Annotated in this window: 18 protein-coding genes, 1 tRNA gene and 1 pseudogene; 13 read left to right on the top strand and 7 right to left on the bottom strand. The window is 68.3% G+C overall.

Features of this window, described 5'->3' with window-relative positions; all coding sequences use genetic code 11:
• The first annotated feature begins 57 nt into the window (after positions 1-57).
• Together NGK70_RS16955 and NGK70_RS16960 are read left to right on the top strand one after the other, a co-directional pair.
• Complete coding sequence (locus tag NGK70_RS16955) at positions 58-453, top strand: DUF2946 family protein (RefSeq protein WP_251969676.1); 396 nt, start codon at positions 58-60, stop codon at positions 451-453.
• A 222-nt stretch (positions 454-675) separates the two neighbouring features.
• Entirely contained in the window at positions 676-1137 is a 462-nt protein-coding gene (locus NGK70_RS16960; protein WP_251969677.1) for a copper chaperone PCu(A)C, read from the top strand.
• Positions 1138-1189: 52 nt separating this feature from the next.
• Here the strand turns inward: NGK70_RS16960 and NGK70_RS16965 are convergent.
• Together NGK70_RS16965 and NGK70_RS16970 are read right to left on the bottom strand one after the other, a co-directional pair.
• Positions 1190-1266: transfer RNA gene (locus NGK70_RS16965), tRNA-Pro, on the bottom strand.
• A 49-nt stretch (positions 1267-1315) separates the two neighbouring features.
• Complete coding sequence (locus NGK70_RS16970) at positions 1316-2266, bottom strand: carbohydrate kinase family protein (protein WP_251969678.1); 951 nt, start codon at positions 2264-2266, stop codon at positions 1316-1318.
• A gap of 361 nt (positions 2267-2627) precedes the next feature.
• Here NGK70_RS16970 and NGK70_RS16975 point away from each other — a divergent pair, with 361 nt between their 5' ends.
• From NGK70_RS16975 to NGK70_RS17000, 6 genes are all read left to right on the top strand, one after another.
• Positions 2628-3617 (top strand): sugar ABC transporter substrate-binding protein, encoded by a 990-nt coding sequence (locus NGK70_RS16975; RefSeq protein WP_251969679.1) that lies wholly within the window; start codon positions 2628-2630, stop codon positions 3615-3617.
• A gap of 133 nt (positions 3618-3750) precedes the next feature.
• A complete protein-coding gene (locus NGK70_RS16980; protein WP_251969680.1) occupies positions 3751-4710 on the top strand; it encodes an ABC transporter permease in 960 nt (319 codons plus the stop codon).
• A gap of 1 nt (position 4711) precedes the next feature.
• Complete coding sequence (locus NGK70_RS16985; protein ID WP_251969681.1) at positions 4712-5512, top strand: ATP-binding cassette domain-containing protein; 801 nt, start codon at positions 4712-4714, stop codon at positions 5510-5512.
• A gap of 34 nt (positions 5513-5546) precedes the next feature.
• Positions 5547-6017, top strand: a complete 471-nt coding sequence (locus NGK70_RS16990) for an RbsD/FucU family protein (protein ID WP_251969682.1) — start codon at positions 5547-5549, stop codon at positions 6015-6017.
• Between the two features lie 25 nt (positions 6018-6042).
• Complete coding sequence (locus NGK70_RS16995) at positions 6043-7329, top strand: ROK family transcriptional regulator (RefSeq protein WP_251969683.1); 1287 nt, start codon at positions 6043-6045, stop codon at positions 7327-7329.
• A gap of 229 nt (positions 7330-7558) precedes the next feature.
• Positions 7559-8182, top strand: a complete 624-nt coding sequence (locus NGK70_RS17000; protein ID WP_251969684.1) for a protein phosphatase CheZ — start codon at positions 7559-7561, stop codon at positions 8180-8182.
• Between the two features lie 32 nt (positions 8183-8214).
• Here the strand turns inward: NGK70_RS17000 and NGK70_RS17005 are convergent, their stop codons facing one another.
• The 3 genes from NGK70_RS17005 to NGK70_RS17015 all read right to left on the bottom strand — a co-directional run bounded on the left by NGK70_RS17005 (position 8215) and on the right by NGK70_RS17015 (position 13093).
• On the bottom strand, positions 8215-8460 hold the full coding sequence (locus tag NGK70_RS17005; RefSeq protein ID WP_251969685.1) for a GlsB/YeaQ/YmgE family stress response membrane protein: 246 nt from the start codon (positions 8458-8460) through the stop codon (positions 8215-8217).
• Between the two features lie 137 nt (positions 8461-8597).
• Positions 8598-12644 carry an ATP-dependent RNA helicase HrpA gene (gene hrpA / locus NGK70_RS17010; protein WP_428985525.1) on the bottom strand — a complete coding sequence of 1349 codons (4047 nt, stop codon included), beginning with the start codon at positions 12642-12644 and terminating at the stop codon, positions 8598-8600.
• 62 nt (positions 12645-12706) lie between these two features.
• The gene (locus tag NGK70_RS17015) at positions 12707-13093 is read right to left on the bottom strand and encodes a VOC family protein (RefSeq protein WP_251969686.1); all 387 of its coding nucleotides are present in this window, start codon (positions 13091-13093) and stop codon (positions 12707-12709) included.
• A 376-nt stretch (positions 13094-13469) separates the two neighbouring features.
• Between NGK70_RS17015 and argA the strand changes: the two are divergent.
• The 5 genes and pseudogenes from argA to moaA all read left to right on the top strand — a co-directional run bounded on the left by argA (position 13470) and on the right by moaA (position 17703).
• Positions 13470-14746: pseudogene (gene argA / locus NGK70_RS17020) on the top strand (amino-acid N-acetyltransferase).
• 66 nt (positions 14747-14812) lie between these two features.
• On the top strand, positions 14813-15085 hold the full coding sequence (locus tag NGK70_RS17025) for an oxidative damage protection protein (protein ID WP_251969687.1): 273 nt from the start codon (positions 14813-14815) through the stop codon (positions 15083-15085).
• A 127-nt stretch (positions 15086-15212) separates the two neighbouring features.
• On the top strand, positions 15213-15566 hold the full coding sequence (locus tag NGK70_RS17030) for an H-NS histone family protein (RefSeq protein ID WP_251969688.1): 354 nt from the start codon (positions 15213-15215) through the stop codon (positions 15564-15566).
• A 182-nt stretch (positions 15567-15748) separates the two neighbouring features.
• Positions 15749-16456, top strand: a complete 708-nt coding sequence (locus NGK70_RS17035; protein WP_251973811.1) for a C40 family peptidase — start codon at positions 15749-15751, stop codon at positions 16454-16456.
• Positions 16457-16551: 95 nt separating this feature from the next.
• Positions 16552-17703: a GTP 3',8-cyclase MoaA gene (gene moaA / locus NGK70_RS17040; RefSeq protein ID WP_251969689.1), complete on the top strand. Its 1152-nt coding sequence runs from the start codon at positions 16552-16554 to the stop codon at positions 17701-17703.
• Here the strand turns inward: moaA and ispF are convergent.
• Together ispF and NGK70_RS17050 are read right to left on the bottom strand one after the other, a co-directional pair.
• A complete protein-coding gene (ispF, locus tag NGK70_RS17045; protein ID WP_251969690.1) occupies positions 17688-18257 on the bottom strand; it encodes a 2-C-methyl-D-erythritol 2,4-cyclodiphosphate synthase in 570 nt (189 codons plus the stop codon). The genes moaA and ispF overlap by 16 nt on opposite strands.
• Positions 18241-18819: an NYN domain-containing protein gene (locus NGK70_RS17050; protein WP_251969691.1), complete on the bottom strand. Its 579-nt coding sequence runs from the start codon at positions 18817-18819 to the stop codon at positions 18241-18243. The genes ispF and NGK70_RS17050 overlap by 17 nt, the downstream gene beginning before the upstream one ends.
• Between the last annotated feature and the right edge of the window lie 66 nt (positions 18820-18885).

Below are 18885 nucleotides of genomic sequence, written 5' to 3' on the forward strand. Positions count from 1 at the left end.
GCCCGTCCGGAACGACTGCGACGCCCGGGCGCCAGGCGGCTCCGTACAATGCGGCGCATGATCCTTCGGCATTACCGGACCTGCTTGGCCTGGCTGGGCACCTTGCTGGTCCTGGCGCAGCTGCTGGCGCCTGGTGTGTCCCATGCCCTGCGCCATGCCGACGTGCAGCGCGGCGCGCCGGTGCATGCCCTGCTGGCGGATCTGTGCTCGGTCGTTGCCCCGTCCAACCCGGGTGCCACCGAGGAAGCGCCGCCAGCCTCCACGACGCAGGACTCCGCTTGCGGCTACTGCCTGTATCCGGCGAGCCAGCTGGCTCTGCCAAACGCCACGGCGCCGGACCATCGGCCCGCCCTGCGCGTGGCCACGGTGCAGCCCCATCGCGAGAACCCGGACCGGCCGGCCACCGCGCCCGCCCGGCACCGCAGCCCGCGCGCCCCGCCCCCGCTGGCCTGATCTGGCGAAGCCCGCCTGAACGGGACTGAGCGGGGCGACGCCCCGCCCGTCCGCCCCCGGGCCGAGCGGGTTCCCGCGCCTCACGCCGGTTATGCCGCCGCGTTCCTTCGGCCGATCCAGGTCAGGGTCGCGTCGCATCGGGCGCCGGTTCAGGCCAACCGAGCACGACACCTCCCTTCCAACCGTTCCCTCCGTTCCAATCCTTCGAACAGGACCCTCACCATGAAGCTCAACCAACTCCTCATCGCCGCCACCGCCGCCCTCGCCCTGTGTGGCGCCGCGCAGGCCGAAGTCACCGCCAAGGACGCCTGGGTGCGCGCCACCGTCGCCCAGCAGAAGGCCACTGGCCTCTTCGTGCAACTCACCTCCAGCACCGACGCACGCCTGGTGGCGGTCGGCTCACCCGCCGCAGGCGTGGTGGAACTGCACGAGATGGCGATGGAAGGCAACGTGATGAAGATGCGCGCCGTCCCGGGCCTGGACCTGCCGGCCGGCAAGACGGTGGAACTCAAGCCGGGCGGCTACCACGTCATGCTGATGGACCTGAAGCAGCCCATCAAGGACGGTGACCTGGTGGAGGTGACGCTGACCATTGAGGGCAAGGACAAGAAGCGCGAGACGCTCACCCTCAAGGCCCCCGCCCGCCCGCTGGCCGCCAGGCCGATGGACGCACACAAGCACTGACCGGAACGGAAAACGGGCTGGTTCCTTGCGAGAACCAACCCGTTGCATTCGGTGGTCGGGGTGAGACGATTCGAACGTCCGACCCACTGGTCCCAAACCAGTTGCGCTACCAGGCTGCGCTACACCCCGACGAAGCCTGCGATTCTAGCGGTTCAGGAGGCACTTCAACACAGCCCCCTCAAATCTGCGCCGGTAATTGCGCACGGCGCGGCAGATCCGGGCCGCGACGGGTGCAGGTGATGGCCGCGGCGCCGGCGGCAAAGGCTGCGATGCGCGTGGCTTCGTCGAGCGTCAGCCGGGCCAGCCCAGCGGGGCTGAGCCGGCCAAGCTCGGCCAGCGCAACCAATGTGCTGGCCTGGAAGGTGTCGCCAGCACCGACCGTGTCGATCACGCTGATGCGCGGGGCGCTCACCTCGCAGCGGCCCTCGCGGGTCCAGGCCACCGCGCCCTCGCCACCGCGGGTGAGCATCACCAGGTTCACCCCGGCCGCCAGCCAGTGCCGCGCCATGCCCTCCGGCGAGGCGCCGGGGTAGAGGCGCTCGAAGTCCTCGTCGCTGAGCTTGAGCAAGTGGCTGCGCGAGGCCATCCAGTCGACGCGCTGGCGCCAGATGGCCAGGTCGGGCTCGACGTTCAGGCGCACGTTGGGGTCATAGGCGATGACGCTGCGGTGGCGGCGCTGCTCCACCAGCGCCTCGATGGTGGCAGCGATGGGCTCCACCACGCAGGCGTAGGAGCCGAAGTGGAAGGCCGCGACCTCGGCAGGCAGGCGGTCGAGGTGCTCGGGCCTCAGCTGGCGATCGGCCCCGCCATGCCCGTAGAAGCGGTAGCTCGGCACCCCCTGGGCGTCCAGGCCGACCAGGCTCAGCGTGGTGGGGGCATCGCAGTGCAGCACCGCGTCCATCGAGATGCCCTCGGCACGGAGGCTGCGCTCGATGCGCTCGCCCAGGAAGTCGCGCGACAGGCCGCCGAAGAACAGCGCCGGGTGGCCCAGCCGGGCCACGCCCATCGCCACATTGAGCGGCGAGCCACCCACGACGGCATCGAGCGTGAGACCGGTCGGGGTCTCACCGTTCTGGAACACGTCGAGCAGCGATTCACCGCAGACGACGATCGGGGACTTGTCGGACATGGCAGCACCTTGAGAGAACGCCAGCACCATGACTTGATACATGCGCTGGATTTAATTGAAGACCCATCCCGGTCGATCTGTATGACCGAAGCGTGTGTTATCGGACGAAACGTACCGATCAGCCAGACGCAAGTACAGAACAGGTGCGCTGATCGTGGCACATCCGGGTTCTCCCGGACCTAGGGGAAATCACTAAATCAATGTGATTGATTTAAATGAAGAGCCTGCCTAAGATGCCGTCCAGGGTCGAAAGGAAACCTCCTGGTCCTCCCGAACGACCCCAGTCCCCCTCCCAAGCTCCCATCCACACACCTTGTCCCGGGCCGGCAGACCACTGCCGCCTCGATCCCACGGAGACACCATGAAGCGCCTGAGCACCCTGAGCATCGCCGCCGCCATCGCCACCTTCGGCACGGCCGCCATCGCCGCCGACCAGCCGGTGATCGGCCTGATCACCAAGACCGAGACCAACCCCTTCTTCGTCAAGATGAAGGAAGGTGCCCAGGCCGAGGCCAAGAAGCTCGGCGCCAAGCTGATGACCGCCTCGGGCAAGAAGGACGGCGACACCGGCGCGCAGATCACCGCGATCGAGAACATGGTCACCGCCGGCGCCAAGACCATCCTGATCACCTCCTCGGGCGACGCCATCATCCCGGCGGTGAAGAAGGCCCAGGCCAAGGGCGTGCAGGTGATCGCGCTGGACAGCCCCTTCGACGGCGCCGACGCCCTGTTCGCCACCGACAACTACAAGGCCGGCATCCTGATCGGCCAGTACGCCAAGGCCGCGACCGCCGGCAAGCCCGCCAAGATCGCGATGCTGGACCTGTTCCCCGGCCACCCGGTGGGCGCGCAGCGCCACAACGGCTTCATGAGCGGCTTCGGCCTGAAGGCCAACGACGCCAAGAGCAACGAGCTGTCCAGCACCGCCGAAACCGTCTGCGCCGCCGACACCGACGGCAACCAGGCGAAGGGCCAGACCGCGATGGAGAATTGCTTGCAGAAGGACCCTGGCATCAACATCGTCTACACCATCAATGAGCCCGCCGCCGCCGGCGCCTACAACGCGCTGAAGAAGGCCGGCAAGGAGAAGGACGTGCTGATCGTCTCGGTCGATGGCGGCTGCGAAGGCGTGGCCAACGTCGGCAAGGGCGTGATCGCCGCGACCAGCCAGCAGTACCCGCTGAAGATGGCCGCCATGGGCGTGGCCGCGGGCGTCGACTACGCCAAGGGTGGCAAGAAGGCCAGCGGCTACGTCGACACCGGCGTGACGCTGATCGCTGCCAAGGCCGTTGCGGGCGTCGAGAGCAAGGACGTCAAGACCGGCACCAGCCTGTGCTGGGGCAACAAGTAAGCCAGCCCGGCCACCGGGCAGTGCGCTGCCCGGTTCCTGACGCCAGGCGCTGAAGGCGCTCCCCCAGGCAACGCGGGCCGTTGGCCCGACCCTGGGCGGGTGCCTTTTTTCTTTCCTTCCGCAGAGGACCGCCGTGACCACTTTCAAAGACAAGCTGCCGCCGATCAGCCAGCTCGGGCCCTTCATCGCCCTGGTGGCCGCCTGCATCGTCTTCGGCCTGACGACCGACAACTTCTTCAGCGGCGCCAACTTCGCGCTGATCCTGCAGCAGGTCATGGTGGTGGGCGTGATCGCCATCGGCCAGACGCTGGTCATCCTGACCGCCGGCATCGACCTGTCCTGCGGCATGGTGATGGCGCTGGGCAGCATCGTGATGACCAAGTTCGCGGTCGATCTGGGCATGCCCGCGCCGCTGGCCATCCTCTGCGGCATCGCGGTGACGGCGGGCTTCGGGCTGATCAACGGCCTGCTGGTCACGCGCATCAAGCTGCCGCCCTTCATCGTGACGCTGGGCACGATGAACATCGCCTTCGCGATCACGCAACTCTATTCGTCCGCCCAGACCGTCTCCGGCGTGCCCCCGCTGATGACCTGGCTGGGCGGCACCTTCGACATCGGCCACACGCCGATCAGCTTCGGCACGATCCTGATGATCGCGCTCTACCTGGGCTGCTGGTTCTGGCTGCGCGAGACGGCGTCGGGGCGCCACGTCTACGCGGTGGGCAACAACCCCGAGGCCACCCGCCTGGTCGGCATCCCGACCGACCGTGTGCTGCTGGGCGTGTACGTACTGGCTGGCCTGTTCTACGGCATCGCCTCGCTACTGCTGGTGGCACGCACCGAGGTGGGCGACCCGAATGCCGGGCAGACCGAGAACCTTGACGCCATCACCGCGGTCGTGCTCGGCGGCACCAGCCTGTTCGGCGGCCGTGGCGTGGTGCTCGGCTCGCTGGTGGGCGCCATCGTCGTCGGCGTGCTGCGCAACGGCCTGACGCTGATGGGCGTGTCGTCCGTCTACCAGGTGCTGATCACCGGCATCCTCGTGATCATCGCCGTCACTGTGGACCAACTGTCTCGCAAGGGAGCGCGCTGAAATGAGCACATCCTCCTCTTCCGCCTACGTCATGCAGGCCAAGGGCCTGGTCAAGCGCTACGGCCAGGTCACCGCGCTGGACGGCGCCGACTTCGAACTGCGCCCTGGCGAGATCCTGGCGGTGATCGGCGACAACGGCGCCGGCAAGTCCAGCCTGATCAAGGCGCTGTCAGGCGCCACCATCCCCGACGAGGGCGAGATCCTGCTGGACGGCCGGCCGGTGTCGTTCCGCTCACCGCTCGAGGCCCGCCATGCCGGCATCGAGTGCTGCTACCAGGACCTGGCGGTTGCTCCGGCCATGACCATCGCCGAGAACCTCTTCCTCGGGCGCGAGCTGCGCCGCCCGGGCTTTGCCGGCAATGTGCTGCGCATGCTCGACAAGAAGAAGATGCTGGAGACCGCCGTCGCCCGCATGGCCGACCTGAAGGTGGGCATCCGCTCGATGACGCAGGCGGTGGAGACGCTCTCGGGCGGCCAGCGCCAGTGCGTGGCGGTGGCGCGCGCGGCGGCCTTCGCCCACCACGTGGTCATCCTGGACGAGCCGACCGCGGCGCTGGGCGTCAAGGAAGGCAACATGGTGCTGGAGCTGATCCGCCGGGTGCGCGACAAGGGCCTGCCGGTGATCCTGATCTCGCACAACATGCCGCACGTCTTCGAGATCGCCGACCGCATCCACGTCGCCCGCCTGGGCCGGCGCGCCGCGGTGCTGAACCCGAAGAAGATCAGCATGAGCGACACCGTGGCGGTGATGACGGGGGCGATGCCGCCCGATCGCATCCCGGCCGAATGCCTCGCCTACTGACGCTCCCACTGACGCGCCGCAAAGGAACCCTCCCATGCTCAAGGGCATCGACCCCCTGCTCTCCCCCGAGCTGCTGAAGGTGCTGGCCGAGATGGGCCACGGCGACGAGATCATCATCGCCGATGCCAATTTCACCGCCACCAGCCTCGCGCGCCGCGCCGTGATGGCGCCGCTGCCGGTGATCTCGCTGCCCGGGGCATCCGTGCAGCGCGCGGTCGAGGCGGTGCTCAGCTTGCTACCGCTGGACGCCTCGGTGGCCCAGCCGGTGGCCTACATGCAGGTCTGCGACACACCCGCCGGCTACCGCAGCCGCCTGCAGCGCGACGTGATCGCCGCGCTGCAGGCCGGCGGCCACGCCGCGCCCGAGCAGTGCGAGGCGATGGAGCGCTTCGCCTTCTATGATCGCGTGCGCCAGGCCTTCGCCATCGTGCACACCGGCGACCTGCAGCCCTACGGCAACTTCCTGCTGCGCAAGGGCGTGATCAGCGAGGCGCTGGCGGCCTGACGACAACCCCCTGAACGGATCCACCTTGGCCTACGACGAACCCGACACCGCGCCGAGTGGATCCGGCGATGGCCGACCGCCAAGCGCAGGCACCGCGCCCGCACAGCTGCGCCCGCGCGGCTCCAACCACGTCGGCATGCGCCAGTACAACGAGCGCGTGCTGCTGCAGGCCATCCGCCTGCATGGCGAGCTGCCCAAGGCCGAGCTGGCGCGGCTGACGCACCTGAGCAATCAGACCGTCTCTCTGATCGTCAATGCGCTGCTCGACGAGGGCCTGCTGGTCAAGCGCGAGCCGCTGCGCGGGCGCATCGGCCAGCCCTCGGTGCCGATCGCGCTGGCACCCGACGGCGCCTTCTCGGTGGGCGTCAAGGTGGGCCGGCGCAGCATGGACGTGATCCTGATCGACTTCGTCGGCCAGGTGCGCCAGCGCTGGAGCCTGGACTACCGCTACCCCGAGCCCGGTGTCCTGATCGCCGAGATCGCCCGACGCCTGGCAGACCTGCAGGCGCTGCTGACACCCGCCCAGCTCGAACGCGTGCAGGGCATCGGCATCGCCCTGCCCTTCTCGTTGGGTGGCTGGCAGACCCTGCTCGACATGCCGCCCGAAGTGGCTGCCCGCTGGCCCGCCACCGACTTGCGTGCCGAAGTGGCCGCGCTGACCGAGCTGCCCGTCACGCTGATCAAGGACACCGCCGCGGCCTGCGTGGCCGAACTGGTGGCCGGGCGCGGGCGCAGCATGCCGGCCTTCCTCTACCTCTTCATCGACACCTTCGTCGGCGGCGGCCTGGTGCTGGACAGCCACCTCTACCCGGGTGCCAGCGGCAATGCCGGCGCGGTGGCCTCCATGCCGCTGCAGGTGGCTGGCGGGCCAGGCCAGATCCCGCCGCAGATGCTGAGCGCGGCCTCGCTGCTGGGGCTGCAGAAACTCTACGAGGCGGCTGGCCTCGACCCCGAAGCCGCCATGGACGACCGTGCGCTGGAGCCCCCCTGGGCCACCCACACCCGCGGCTGGCTGCGCACGGCCGCACAGGCATTGGCCTTCGGCATCAGCAGCGCCGCCTGCCTGCTCGACATTGGCGACGTGGTGGTGGACGGCGTCTTCCACCGCGACCTGCTGTCACGGCTGATCTCGCACGTCGAGGAGGCGCTCGACCAGCACAGCTGGGAGGGCGTCACGCGCCCGGCCATCCGCGCCGGCACCATCGGCTCGGACGCCCGGGCCCTGGGTGGCGCCCTGCTGCCGCTGTATGCGGCCTTCGCCCCCGACCCCGAGGTCTTCCTGAAGGCCGCTCCCATCGGCCGCGGCGACTGACCGGCCCGACCTCGCAGGGCGGTGGGGGCTGCGCCGCTGGAACTTGCCTGTGGCTTGTCCGTGACCTGCACGTGGCAGGCGGGATCAGGGGCGCGGAACCCGCGCTTTTCCCCCTACCCCGCAGCGGGTCATCTGCTGCAATGGCGACCAGCAGCGGCGCGCGGGCGACGACGTCTACTCAGGGCGGATCGGCGCGTCTCGAACGAACTCCAAGATCCTTGAGGACGCCATGCCCGAACAACACGCAGCAGCACCCGACGCAGGCGCCGACGGCCGACTGAGCCCGGAGGCCTCCTACGACCGACTCGGCCACATCGTGCGGCAACTGCACGACGCGCTACGCACCCTGGGCTATGACGCGGCGCTGCGCCGCATCGCCCACGAGATCCCCGACGCGCGCGACCGGCTCGCCTATGTCGGCCAGATGACCGAAGCGGCCGCCAACAAGGTGCTGAACCTGGTCGACGGCGCCGCGCCAGGCTGCGACGAGATCGCCCAACGCACCGAGCAGTTCACCGAAAAGCTGGTGGGCGACGCGCAGGCCGCTGCGGGAACCACCTTGCTGGCCGAGTGCGCCGACTACGCCTCACACGTCGGCTCCTTTGCCGAGACGCAACGCGGCGTGCTCACCGACATCATGCTGGCGCAGGACTTCCAGGACCTGTCCGGCCAAGTGATTGGCAAGATCATCAACATCATCACCCGGACCGAACAGCAGCTGCTGGACCTGCTGGTCCTCAGCGGCCCGCAGGAGGCGACGCCCGGCGCAGAGACCCTGGAAGGGCCCCAGGTGCCCGAGAAGGCGATGAAGCAGGACGACGTCGACGACCTGCTGGCCTCGCTGGGGTTCTGACCCGGCCGAGCTGGCCGGGCGGAACAGGACGATCAGCTCGCCTTGAGCTTGCTGACCACAAACAGCAGCAGGGCCGCGCCGACCACCGAGGCGATGAACCCCACCGCGGCCCCCGGCGCATACCAGCCCAGCTGGGTGCCCACGAAGCCGGCCAGGAACGAGCCGGCAATGCCCAGCAAGGCCGTCAGGATGAAGCCCAGCGACTGGGTTCCTGGCAGGACGGCACGCGCCACCAACCCGACCACGAACCCGACGATCACCATCCACACGTAGTGCATTCCTCACTCCTCGAGATGCAGCGCCGCCCCGTTGGCGGCAACGCATCCTAGAAGAATTCCGTGAAGAATGTCACGTTTCGTTGCGAACGACGGACAACCCCGGCAGCTGCGTCGGCCAGCCGCCCCGGCGGGCCACCTCAGCGGCTGAGCTGCTCCCAGACCTTGTCCAGCCGCTTCACGCTCACTGGCTGCGGCGTGCGCAGCTCCTGGGCAAACAGGCTGACGCGCAGCTCCTCCAGCAGCCAGCGGTACTCCGCCAGGCGCGCGTCGCCGGTGCCCTTCAGCTCCGCCAGCCGGCGGGTGTAGCGCTGCTCCAGCGGGCGCAGCTCGGCCAGGCGCTGGGCGTCACGCGCCGGGTCGGCACGCAGCTTGTCCAGCCGGGCCACGATGGCCTTCAGGTACCGCGGCAGGTGCGCCAGCTGCGCCCAGGCGGTCGTGGCGACAAAGCGCTTGGGCACCAGGCGCTGCAGCTGCGCGGTGATGTCGTCGGCCACCTCCTTGGCCGGCCGGCTGTCCTTGAGCTTGCGCTGCGCCGCGGCGTACTCGACCAGGATCGCACCGGCCTGCCGAGCCACCTCCTGCGCGATCAGGTTCAGGCGCGCGCGCCCCTCGTCGATGCGGCGCTGGAAGGCCGTCGCGTCGGTCGGCAGTGGCTCGGCGAGGAAGGCGCGGTCCAGCGCCACCTCGATGATCTGGGCGCGCAGCTCGTCCACGCTGCCCAGGCCCATGAAGGCCACCGCCATCTTCTGCAGGTCCGGGATGTTCTTTTCAAGGTACTTCAGCGGCTCCTTGAGCTGCAGCGCCACCAGCCGGCGCAGGCCCTGGCGGTGCTGGAGCGCGGCCGATGCCGGTTCGTCGAAGACCTCGATCTCCACGTGCGCGCCCCGGTCGATCAGCGCCGGGAAGCCCACCAACGTCTGCCCCGCCTTGCGGATCTCCATCAGATCGGGCAGCTCGCCAAAGGTCCAGGCGGTGTAGCTCTGCGGCGTGGCCGCGACGCCAGCAGCCTCCTCACCACGGCCCGTTCCGTTGCCCGGCTCCGCACCGGTCTTGCTCCCTCTCCCCCCCGCGGGAGAGGGCTGGGGTGAGGGGGCCGGCGCCCCGCTGGCCACCTTCAACGCTGCCAGCGCCTGGAAGGCCGAACGCGCCTGCCCACCCAGCTCGGCCTTGAGCGTCGCCAGGTGCCGGCCCATGCCGAGCTGGCGGCCATGCTCGTCGACCACACGCAGGTTCATGAACAGGTGCGGCGGCAGCAGCTCCAGCTTGAAGTCGTTGCGCTGCACCGCGATCTGGCTGCGCTCGCGCACCGCCTTGAGCAGGGTGTCGACCAGGTTGCCCTGGGCGAAGGGATGCAGCTCGGCGAACTCGGCCACGAACTCGGGCAGCGGCACCAGCCGGGCGCGTGGCTTCTGGTGCAGGCTCTTGACCAGCGCCAGCACCTTGGCCTCCAGCATGCCGGGCACCAGCCAGTCACAGCGCTCCTCGCTGACCTGGTTGAGCGCATAGATCGGCACCGTCACCGTCACGCCGTCCTTCGGGTCGCCCGGCTGGTGCAGGTAGGTCGCCGCGCAGTCGATGCCGCCCAGGCGGATCGTCTTGGGGAAGGCCGTCGTCGTGATGCCCGCCGCCTCGTGGCGCATCAGCTCGTCGCGGCTGAGGTGCAGCAGCTTCGGGTTGTCGCGGCTGGCCTGGCGGTACCAGCGCTCGAAGGTGGCGCCGCTGACCACGTCCTGGGGCAGCAGCTCGTCGTACCAGGCATGGATCAGCGTGTCGTCGACCAGCACGTCCTGCCGGCGCGACTTGTGCTCCAGCTCCTCGACCTGGCGCACCATCTTCTGGTTGTGTGCGAGGAAGGGCAGCCGCGTCTCCCACTCGCCATTGACCAGCGCCTCGCGGATGAAAATCTCGCGCGCCGCACGGGCATCGACGTTGCCGAAGTTCACCCGCCGGTTGCTGTAGACGACGATGCCGTACAGCGTGGCGCGCTCCAGCGCGATCACCTCGGCGGCCTTCTTCTCCCAGTGCGGCTCCAGCAGCTGCTTCTTCAGCAGGTGGCCGGCGATGCCCGGGATCCACTGCGGCTCGATCGCCGCCAGCCCGCGGCCGAACAGCCGCGTGGTGTCCACCAGCTCGGCGGCCACCAGCCAGCGTCCCGGCTTCTTGCTCAGGTGCGCGCCGGGGTGGCGCCAGAACTTGATGCCACGTGCGCCCAGGTACCACTCGTCGTCGTCCGCCTTCAGGCCGATGTTGCCCAGCAGGCCCGCCAGCATCGACAGGTGGACCTGCTCGTAGGTTGCGGCGGCGCTGTTCAAGCGCCAGCCATGCTCGGCCACCACGGTGTGCAGCTGGCTGTGGATGTCGCGCCACTCGCGCACGCGGCGCGGGCTGACGAAGCTCTCGCGCAGGCGCTGCTCCTGCTGGCGGTTGCTGAGCTTGTGGGAATCGACCTTCTGCCCGGCCTTGGCGGCATCGGCGTGGCCGTGGTTGCCCCGCCCCTCCTCGATCCACGCCCAGAGCTTCAGGTAGCCCATGAACTCGGAGCGCTCGTCGTCGAACTTCCGGTGCTTCTCGTCGGCGGCCTGCTGCGCCTCCAGCGGGCGGTCGCGCACGTCCTGCACGCTGAGCGCGCTGGCAATGATCAGCACCTCCTGCAGCGCCTCGCGGTTGCGCGCCTCCAGGATCATGCGGCCCACGCGCGGGTCCAGCGGCAGCTTGGCCAGCTCGCGGCCGATCGGCGTCAGCTCATTGGCGTCGTCCACCGCGCCCAGCTCGCCCAGCAGCGCGTAGCCATCGGCGATCGCCTTGCGCGGCGGCGGCTCCAGGAACGGGAAGTCCTCCACCAGCCCGAGGCCCAGCGACTTCATCCGCAGGATCACGCCGGCCAGCGAGCTGCGCAGGATCTCCGGGTCGGTGAAGCGCGGCCGGCCCAGGAAGTCCTTCTCGTCGTAGAGCCGGATGCAGATGCCGTTGGCCACCCGCCCGCAGCGCCCGGCGCGCTGGTTGGCCGCTGCCTGGCTGATCGGCTCGACCTGCAACTGCTCGACCTTGTTGCGGTAGCTGTAGCGCTTGACGCGCGCCTGGCCGCTGTCGATCACGTAGCGGATGCCCGGCACCGTCAGCGAGGTCTCGGCCACGTTGGTGGCCAGCACGATGCGCCGGCCCCCGCCGGTCTCGAAGACGCGGTCCTGCTCCTGCTGCGACAGCCGCGCGAACAGCGGCAGGATGTCCGCGTTGCGGTGCAGCGGCTGGTGGCTCAGGTGCTTGCGCAGGTGGTCGGCCGCCTCGCGGATCTCGCGCTCGCCGGGCAGGAAGACCAGGATGTCGCCCGCGCCGGCACCGCGCCAGAGCTCGTCGACCGCATCCGCAATCGCGTCGTTGAGGTCGAAGTCCCGGGTCTCCTCGAAGGCCTTGAAACGCTGCTCGACCGGGAAGGTGCGCCCGCTCACCATCAGCACCGGTGCCGGCCCGTTGCGCGACGCGAAATGCTGCGCAAAGCGGTCGGCATCGATGGTGGCCGACGTGACGATGATCTTCAGGTCCGGCCGGCGCGGCAGGATCTGGCGCAGGTAGCCGAGCAGGAAGTCGATGTTGAGGCTGCGCTCGTGCGCCTCGTCGATGATCAGCGTGTCGTAGGCGCGGAGCAGCGGATCGGTCTGCGTCTCGGCCAGCAGGATGCCGTCGGTCATCAGCTTGACCGAGGCGCCCGGCTGCAGGCGATCCTGGAAGCGCACCTTGTAGCCGACCACCTCGCCCAGCGGCGACTTCAGCTCGTCGGCGATGCGCTTGGCCACCGAACTGGCGGCGATCCGTCGCGGCTGTGTGTGGCCGATCAGGCCGTTGCCTCCGGCGCCCAGGCCCCGTCCGAGTTCCAGCACGATCTTCGGCAACTGGGTCGTCTTGCCCGAGCCCGTTTCGCCGCAGACGATGATGACCTGGTGCTCGGTGAGCGCGCGCGCGATCTCCTCACGCCGAGCCGACACCGGCAGCGCGTCGGGGAAGGTGATGGGCGGGATGGGGTTGGCGGGGCGTGCCGCCTGGGAGGGCCGGCGCGGCGGTCGGGGCTGAACTCCGCCCGGCACACGGGCGACACGGGGAGCCGCTGGAGCGGAAGGGGTGGCCGGAGAAGCCGGAGACGCCGAGGAGGCCAGAGTGGCCGGGTTGGCCGGCAAGGAGGAACGATTCACGGGGCGCGGATTATCCACGCCCGCTCACCCGCCCAGGCACGGTGCGGCACAAATGGGCAGGCTCAGCGATCCAGGTAGGCGATGACGCTGAACACGGCCCCCTGCGGGTCCTGCAGCACCGAGAAGCGCCCCACGCCCTCGATGTCGGTGGGCGGCATCAGCACCTTGCCACCCAGTGCCGCGCACTCGCCGGCCGTCTCGTCGGCGTTGTCCACCGTCACATAGCAGCCCCACACGGGCGGCATGCCGGAGGGAGCATCGGGCGGCATGCCCATGATGCCGCCCACGGCCTGGCCATCGACCTTCACCACCCGGTACGGCCCCATGCCCATCTCCATCGAATCGAACTTCCAGCCGAGCAGCTGGTGATAAAAATCAGCCGCCGCCACGGGATCGGGCGTCATCAATTCGTTCCAGCTGAACGCACCGTGGGTTTGAAACGCATCCATCCGGGAATCTCCTCGTATGGTCATGGGGACATAGGACCCAAGAGAACCATGTGACGCCTGCCACTGCGCCGGGGCCGGTGCCGACACCGGCCCCTCCGCAGACCATCCATCCACTGCGCAGGTCCGACGCCGTGGATGCTGCACCCGGCACGGGGTCGCGTCAATCGGTGGTCAATCGGTGATCGCTCGGCGCACGCAATCGCCATCGTGCGTCACCGCGGGGTTTCAGGCCAGTCGGGCAGGCCATCGTCACTGGGGCACAATCATTTGTTGAGCACTGCTGCGGGGGCCCAAGCCCACACGCATCGTGCATGGACCGCGCGCGCTATCGGCTGCGCCAGCGGTGCGTTGACCTGCCGTCGAAAGTTGCCGGTTCATGAGCCTCGTATTTCCACACACCTTTGTTCCCTGGTTTCGCGCCGTCGCGCCGCATATCCATGCCTACCGGGGCAAGACGTTTGTCGTGGGCATGGCCGGCGAGATGATTGCGGCGGGCAAGCTCTACGCATTCGCGCAGGATCTGTCCATCCTCCATGCCATGGGCATCCGCATCGTGCTCGTGCATGGTTTTCGCCCACAACTGACCGAGCAATTGCGCGCCAAGGGTCACGAGTCGCGCTTCAGCCACGGCCAGCGCATCACCGACGCGGTGGCGCTGGATTGTGCGCAGGAGGCGGCCGGGCAGCTGCGGTTCGAAATCGAAGCGGCCTTTTCCCAGGGCCTGCCCAACACCCCCATGGCCAACGCCACGGTGCGGGTGGTTTCAGGCAATTTCCTCACTGCGCGCCCGGTGGGCATCGTTGACGGCGTGGATTTCGTGCACAGCGGCGTGGTGCGCAAAGTGGATGCGGCGGCCATGCGCCGGGCCATCGACATCGGTGCGCTGGTCCTGCTGTCGCCCTTCGGGTTTTCACCCACCGGCGAGGCCTTCAATCTGACGATGGAGGACGTGGCCACCAGCACGGCCGTGGCGCTGCAGGCGGACAAACTGCTGTTCATGACCGAAATTGCCGGCATCCACGAAGACGCAGGAAACCCGGAAAGCCCCATCGACACTGAGTTGGCGCTCGCCGAGGCCCGGCGCCTGCTGAACAACCTGCCGCACCCCCAGCAGCCCAACGACGAGGCCTTTTATCTGCAGCACTGTGTCAAGGCCTGCGAGGGGGGCGTGGAACGCTCGCACATCCTGCCCTTTGCCGTCGACGGATCGCTGCTGATGGAGGTGTTCACACACGATGGCATCGGGACGATGGTGGTCGACGAAAAGCTCGAAAGCCTGCGCGAAGCCTCCTCCGACGATGTGGGTGGCATCCTGCAGCTCATCGAGCCCTTCGAGCGCGATGGCACGCTGGTCAAGCGCGACCGCACGGAAATCGAGCGCGACATCACCAACTACACCGTGATCGAGCACGATGGCGTGATCTTTGGCTGCGCGGCCCTGTACCCCTACCCCGAGGCCCGCACCGCGGAAATGGCGGCACTCACGATATCGCCGCAGGTCCAGGGCGTATCTACGTGCTCACGACGCGCACGATGCACTGGTTCATCAAGCGGGGTTTCCAGCCCGTGGACCCCGAGTGGCTGCCCGAGGCACGCAAGCGCAAATACAACTGGGACCGGCGCTCGCAGGTGCTGGTCAAACGGCTGAGCTGATTCTTTGCGGCCCGGGGCGCCCCGCCAGACACCCCGGCCATACCCACCCGCCCTTAGGAGCACCCCATGGCACGCAGCGTTCAATGCATCCTCCTGAAGAAGGAAGGCGAAGGCCTCGACTTCGCCCCGTACCCGGGCGAACTCGGCAAGCGCATCTATGACCAAGTCAGCAAGGAAGCCTGGCAGCAATGGCTGCGCCACCAGACCATGCTGGTCAACGAAAACCGACTGAATCTGGCCGACGCGCGGGCCCGTCAATACCTTGCCCGCCAGATGGAACGTTATTTCTTCGGCGAGGGTGCCGACCAGCCCGCAGGCTTTGTACCGCCTTCGGCCTGAGCCCAGGCCTCACGCGCAAATCACACCCGATGAGCCATGATTTTGCGGTGTGATATTTCGCGCTGGACAGGGGCTGGGCAATTTACATAGAATCCGGCCCGGATCAACCCCTTGGGGATACCTCGCGATGGCAACTTATCAAGAACTGATTGCGCAAAAGGCTGCGCTGGACAAACAGCAGGCCGACCTGGAAAAGCAGATCGCCGAGACGCTGAAGGCGGAACGCTCCGGCGTGATCAACCAGATCAAGGCCATGATGGCCGATCACGGCATCACGGTCGCCGATCTGTCCAACCGGTTGGGCCGTCCGCCGAAGGCCGCGAACGCCGCAGGCGCCGCGCCGGCCACGGCCCCTCGCAAAGTGGCCCCGAAGTATCGCGATCCTTCGACTGGCGAAACCTGGTCAGGCCGCGGCCTCAAGCCCAAGTGGCTTGCAGCGGCGCTGGAATCGGGCCGCAAGCTGGAAGACTTCTCCGTTTGATCGCAGGCTGCCTGCCCCAAGGGCAGGCCTCCGATCCCCCGACAAGGCCACTTCAGGTGGCCTTGTTGTTTTGCACCAGCAGCGAGCAAGGCTCCGGCAGCCAACGCCCTGCTTGAGGCAACCGGGTTGACAACGGACATGTCACCCCCCTATCCTGGGGGTTGATTTTCCAGTCGTTACAAATGTCACGCTTACGCCGTTCAAAGTTGCGTGTTCGCTGCACGCTGTGGCTGGCTGCAGGGCTGCTGTCCCTGTCGGCACAGGCAGCCCCCGGCTCGGCGGATGCTGCTGCGGTGGCAGCAGCGGCAGCGTCTGCAGGCCGTTCAGCCACCGGACCGCAGGATCGAGCCCCGGGCGTGTCGGTGGGCTTCTTCGACGGTGAGCGAGTGCTTGACCGTGTACGCAACACGACCTCGGACTTGGTGCTGTCGGCGATGAACTTTCTCGGCGTGCCCTACCGCCGTGGAGGCACCAGCGAGGAAACAGGCTTCGATTGCAGCGGCTTTACGCGCCATGTCTTCGAGAACAGCATCGGACGGCTGCTGCCGCGTCGCTCGCGCGACCAAGCCCTGTCAGCCGATTTGCTGAGCATCCCGCGCGACGACCTCAAGCCGGGTGATCTGGTTTTCTTCAACACCATGCGCAAGGCCTTCTCGCATGTGGGCATCTACATGGGCGATGGCAAGTTCATCCATGCCCCACGCACCGGCAGTCAGGTGCGGGTGGATGACATGCGCGAGGCGTACTGGACGCAGCGCTTCAACGGCGCACGCCGCCTGCCGGAACTGGCCAACGGCGGTGCCTGGAAGCTGCCCTCCTTCGTGTCCTCGGCCACTGCTGCGCCACTGAACGCTCCGGCAGCGCATCTGGAAAGCGACCCACAGCGCTGACGCGCGCGAGTGGACCTGCCGGGCCGCCCGCCGGGCAGGCCCACACCGCCTGGGGGTAAGCCTCCGCCAGCGGGTCCAGGCGGCAGAATGTCAGCATGTCCGAACGCAACATCATCGCGATCCATGACGCGGGCCCGCGCGGGCTGGCCTTGCACGTACCAACGGATCCGATCCCACCCGCTGCATCGACCGCCCTCGATCGCCGTGGCCGGCAGCTGCACGACCTGCGCATCTCGGTCACCGACCGCTGCAATTTCCGCTGCAGCTACTGCATGCCCAAGGAAGTGTTCGACAAGAACCACCGCTTCCTGCCGCACAACCAGTTGCTGAGCTTCGAGGAGATCACCCGCATCGCGCGGATCTTCGTCGGCCTCGGGGTGCGCAAGATCCGCCTCACCGGCGGCGAGCCGCTGCTGCGCAAGCACATCGAAGCCCTGGTGGAGATGCTGTCCGGCCTGCACACCCCCGACGGTGAAGCGCTCGACCTCACGCTGACGACCAACGGCTCGCTGCTGGCGCGCAAGGCGGCCGCGCTGCGTGCCGCCGGGCTGCGCCGCGTGACGGTCAGTCTCGACGCGATGGACGACGCGATCTTCCGCCGCATGAACGACGTGGATTTCCCGGTGGCCGACGTGCTGGCCGGCATCGACGCCGCTTGCGCCGCCGGACTCGGCCCCATCAAGGTCAACATGGTGGTCAAGCGCGGCAGCAACGACCACGAGATCCTGCCGATGGTGCGGCATTTCCGCGCCCGCTACGGCAGCGCCGTGGTGCTGCGCTTCATCGAGTACATGGACGTGGGCGCGACCAACGGCTGGCGCATGGACGAGGTGCTGCCCTCCGATCAGGTGCGCCAGTGCATCGACAGCGAGTTCCCGCTCGTGGCGCTCGACGCCGCCCAGCCGGGCGAGACGGCACAGCGCTGGGCATACCGCGACGGCGGTGGCGAGATCGGCTTCATCTCCAGCGTCACGCAGGCCTTCTGTGGCGACTGCAACCGCATCCGCCTGTCCACCGAGGGCCAGCTCTACCTCTGCCTGTTCGCTGGCCAGGGCCATGACCTGCGCAGCCTGCTGCGTGACAGCGAGGGCGCGGGCAGCGCTCGCCACGATGACGCGGCCATCAGCGCAGCCATCGCCGCGCTCTGGGCCGGCCGCAGCGACCGGTACTCGGAGTTGCGCGCCAGCCTGGCACCGAGCGTGGGCCCGGCCCAGCGGCGCGTGGAGATGAGCTACATCGGCGGGTGAATCGACGGTTGATCCAGCGGCTGATCCGGCGCGCGCAGCAGCAGCGCCACCGCCCGCGCCTCGATCGCTTCACCGCGGCCCACCGGGCCCATGCGCTCGGCCGTCTTGGCCTTGACGTTGACCCGGTCGGCGCTCACGCCCAACGCATCGGCGATGCGCGCCACCATCGCCGGGATGTGGGCCGCCATGCGGGGCGCCTGGGCGATGATGGTGCTGTCGACATTGCCCACCACCCAGCCCGCCGCGCGCACGCGGCGCACCGCCTCGGCCAGCAACTGGTGCGAATCGGCGCCCTTGAACTCCAGCGCCGTGTCCGGGAAGTGGCGGCCGATGTCGCCCAGGCCGGCGCCGCCCAGCAGCGCATCGGTGATCGCATGCAGCAGCGCATCCGCATCGGAATGCCCCAGCAGGCCGCGCTCATGCGGGATCGTCACGCCCCCCAGCACCAGCGCCCGCCCGGGCACCAGCGCATGGGTATCCCAACCCTCGCCAATTCGCAGGGGCAGGGGCAGCACAGGGGCCGGCGCTGCCATCGCTTCAGCTGCGGTTGCCATCGCCATTGCTCCCGGGCTTGTCCTTGTCGATCGCCGGGTGCATGTCGTCGATCCACAGCACCTCGTCGGCGTAGCACTGCAGGTCGGTGGACAGGTTGGCCATCGCACCGTGCAGCCAGAACTCCTTGTGCAGGTCGGACTTGATGTAGGTGATCGCGTCCTCGAAGTCACCGTCGCCGGCCGAGAGGATCAGCCGGTCGTAGCAGTTCTGCGCCGCCAGCTTGACGATCAGCGTGGCGATGCCCACGTCCACGCCCTTCTGTACCGAGCGGCTGAAGCCCTGGCCACAGCTCGGGCAGGTGCAGTTCAGCTCCTTGAGCGAGTAGAGCTGCACGCGCATCTTCGGCCCGCGCGGCGCGGCCGACTTCAGCCAGCTGTGGAAGGCGTTCTGGCTGTCCGTGGCAATGTCCGGCGTGGTGTTGAGGTAGTAGGCCTCGTGCAGCCGGCCCCCGTTGGCACGCTCGATCTCCGCCTTGAGCTTCAGGTAGTCGAACGGCTTGTTGCGGCCATGGTTGAAGAGATAGGCGCCATCGACGATCCAGATGGTCTTCTTGTCGGACATGGGGTGTGTCTCACGGGTTGAAAGACGGAACATAGGGGTCGGCCGGCTCGCACCGGTACGACCAGA

Source organism: Sphaerotilus microaerophilus (genome assembly GCF_023734135.1).
Classification (GTDB): Bacteria; Pseudomonadota; Gammaproteobacteria; order Burkholderiales; family Burkholderiaceae_C; genus Sphaerotilus; species Sphaerotilus microaerophilus.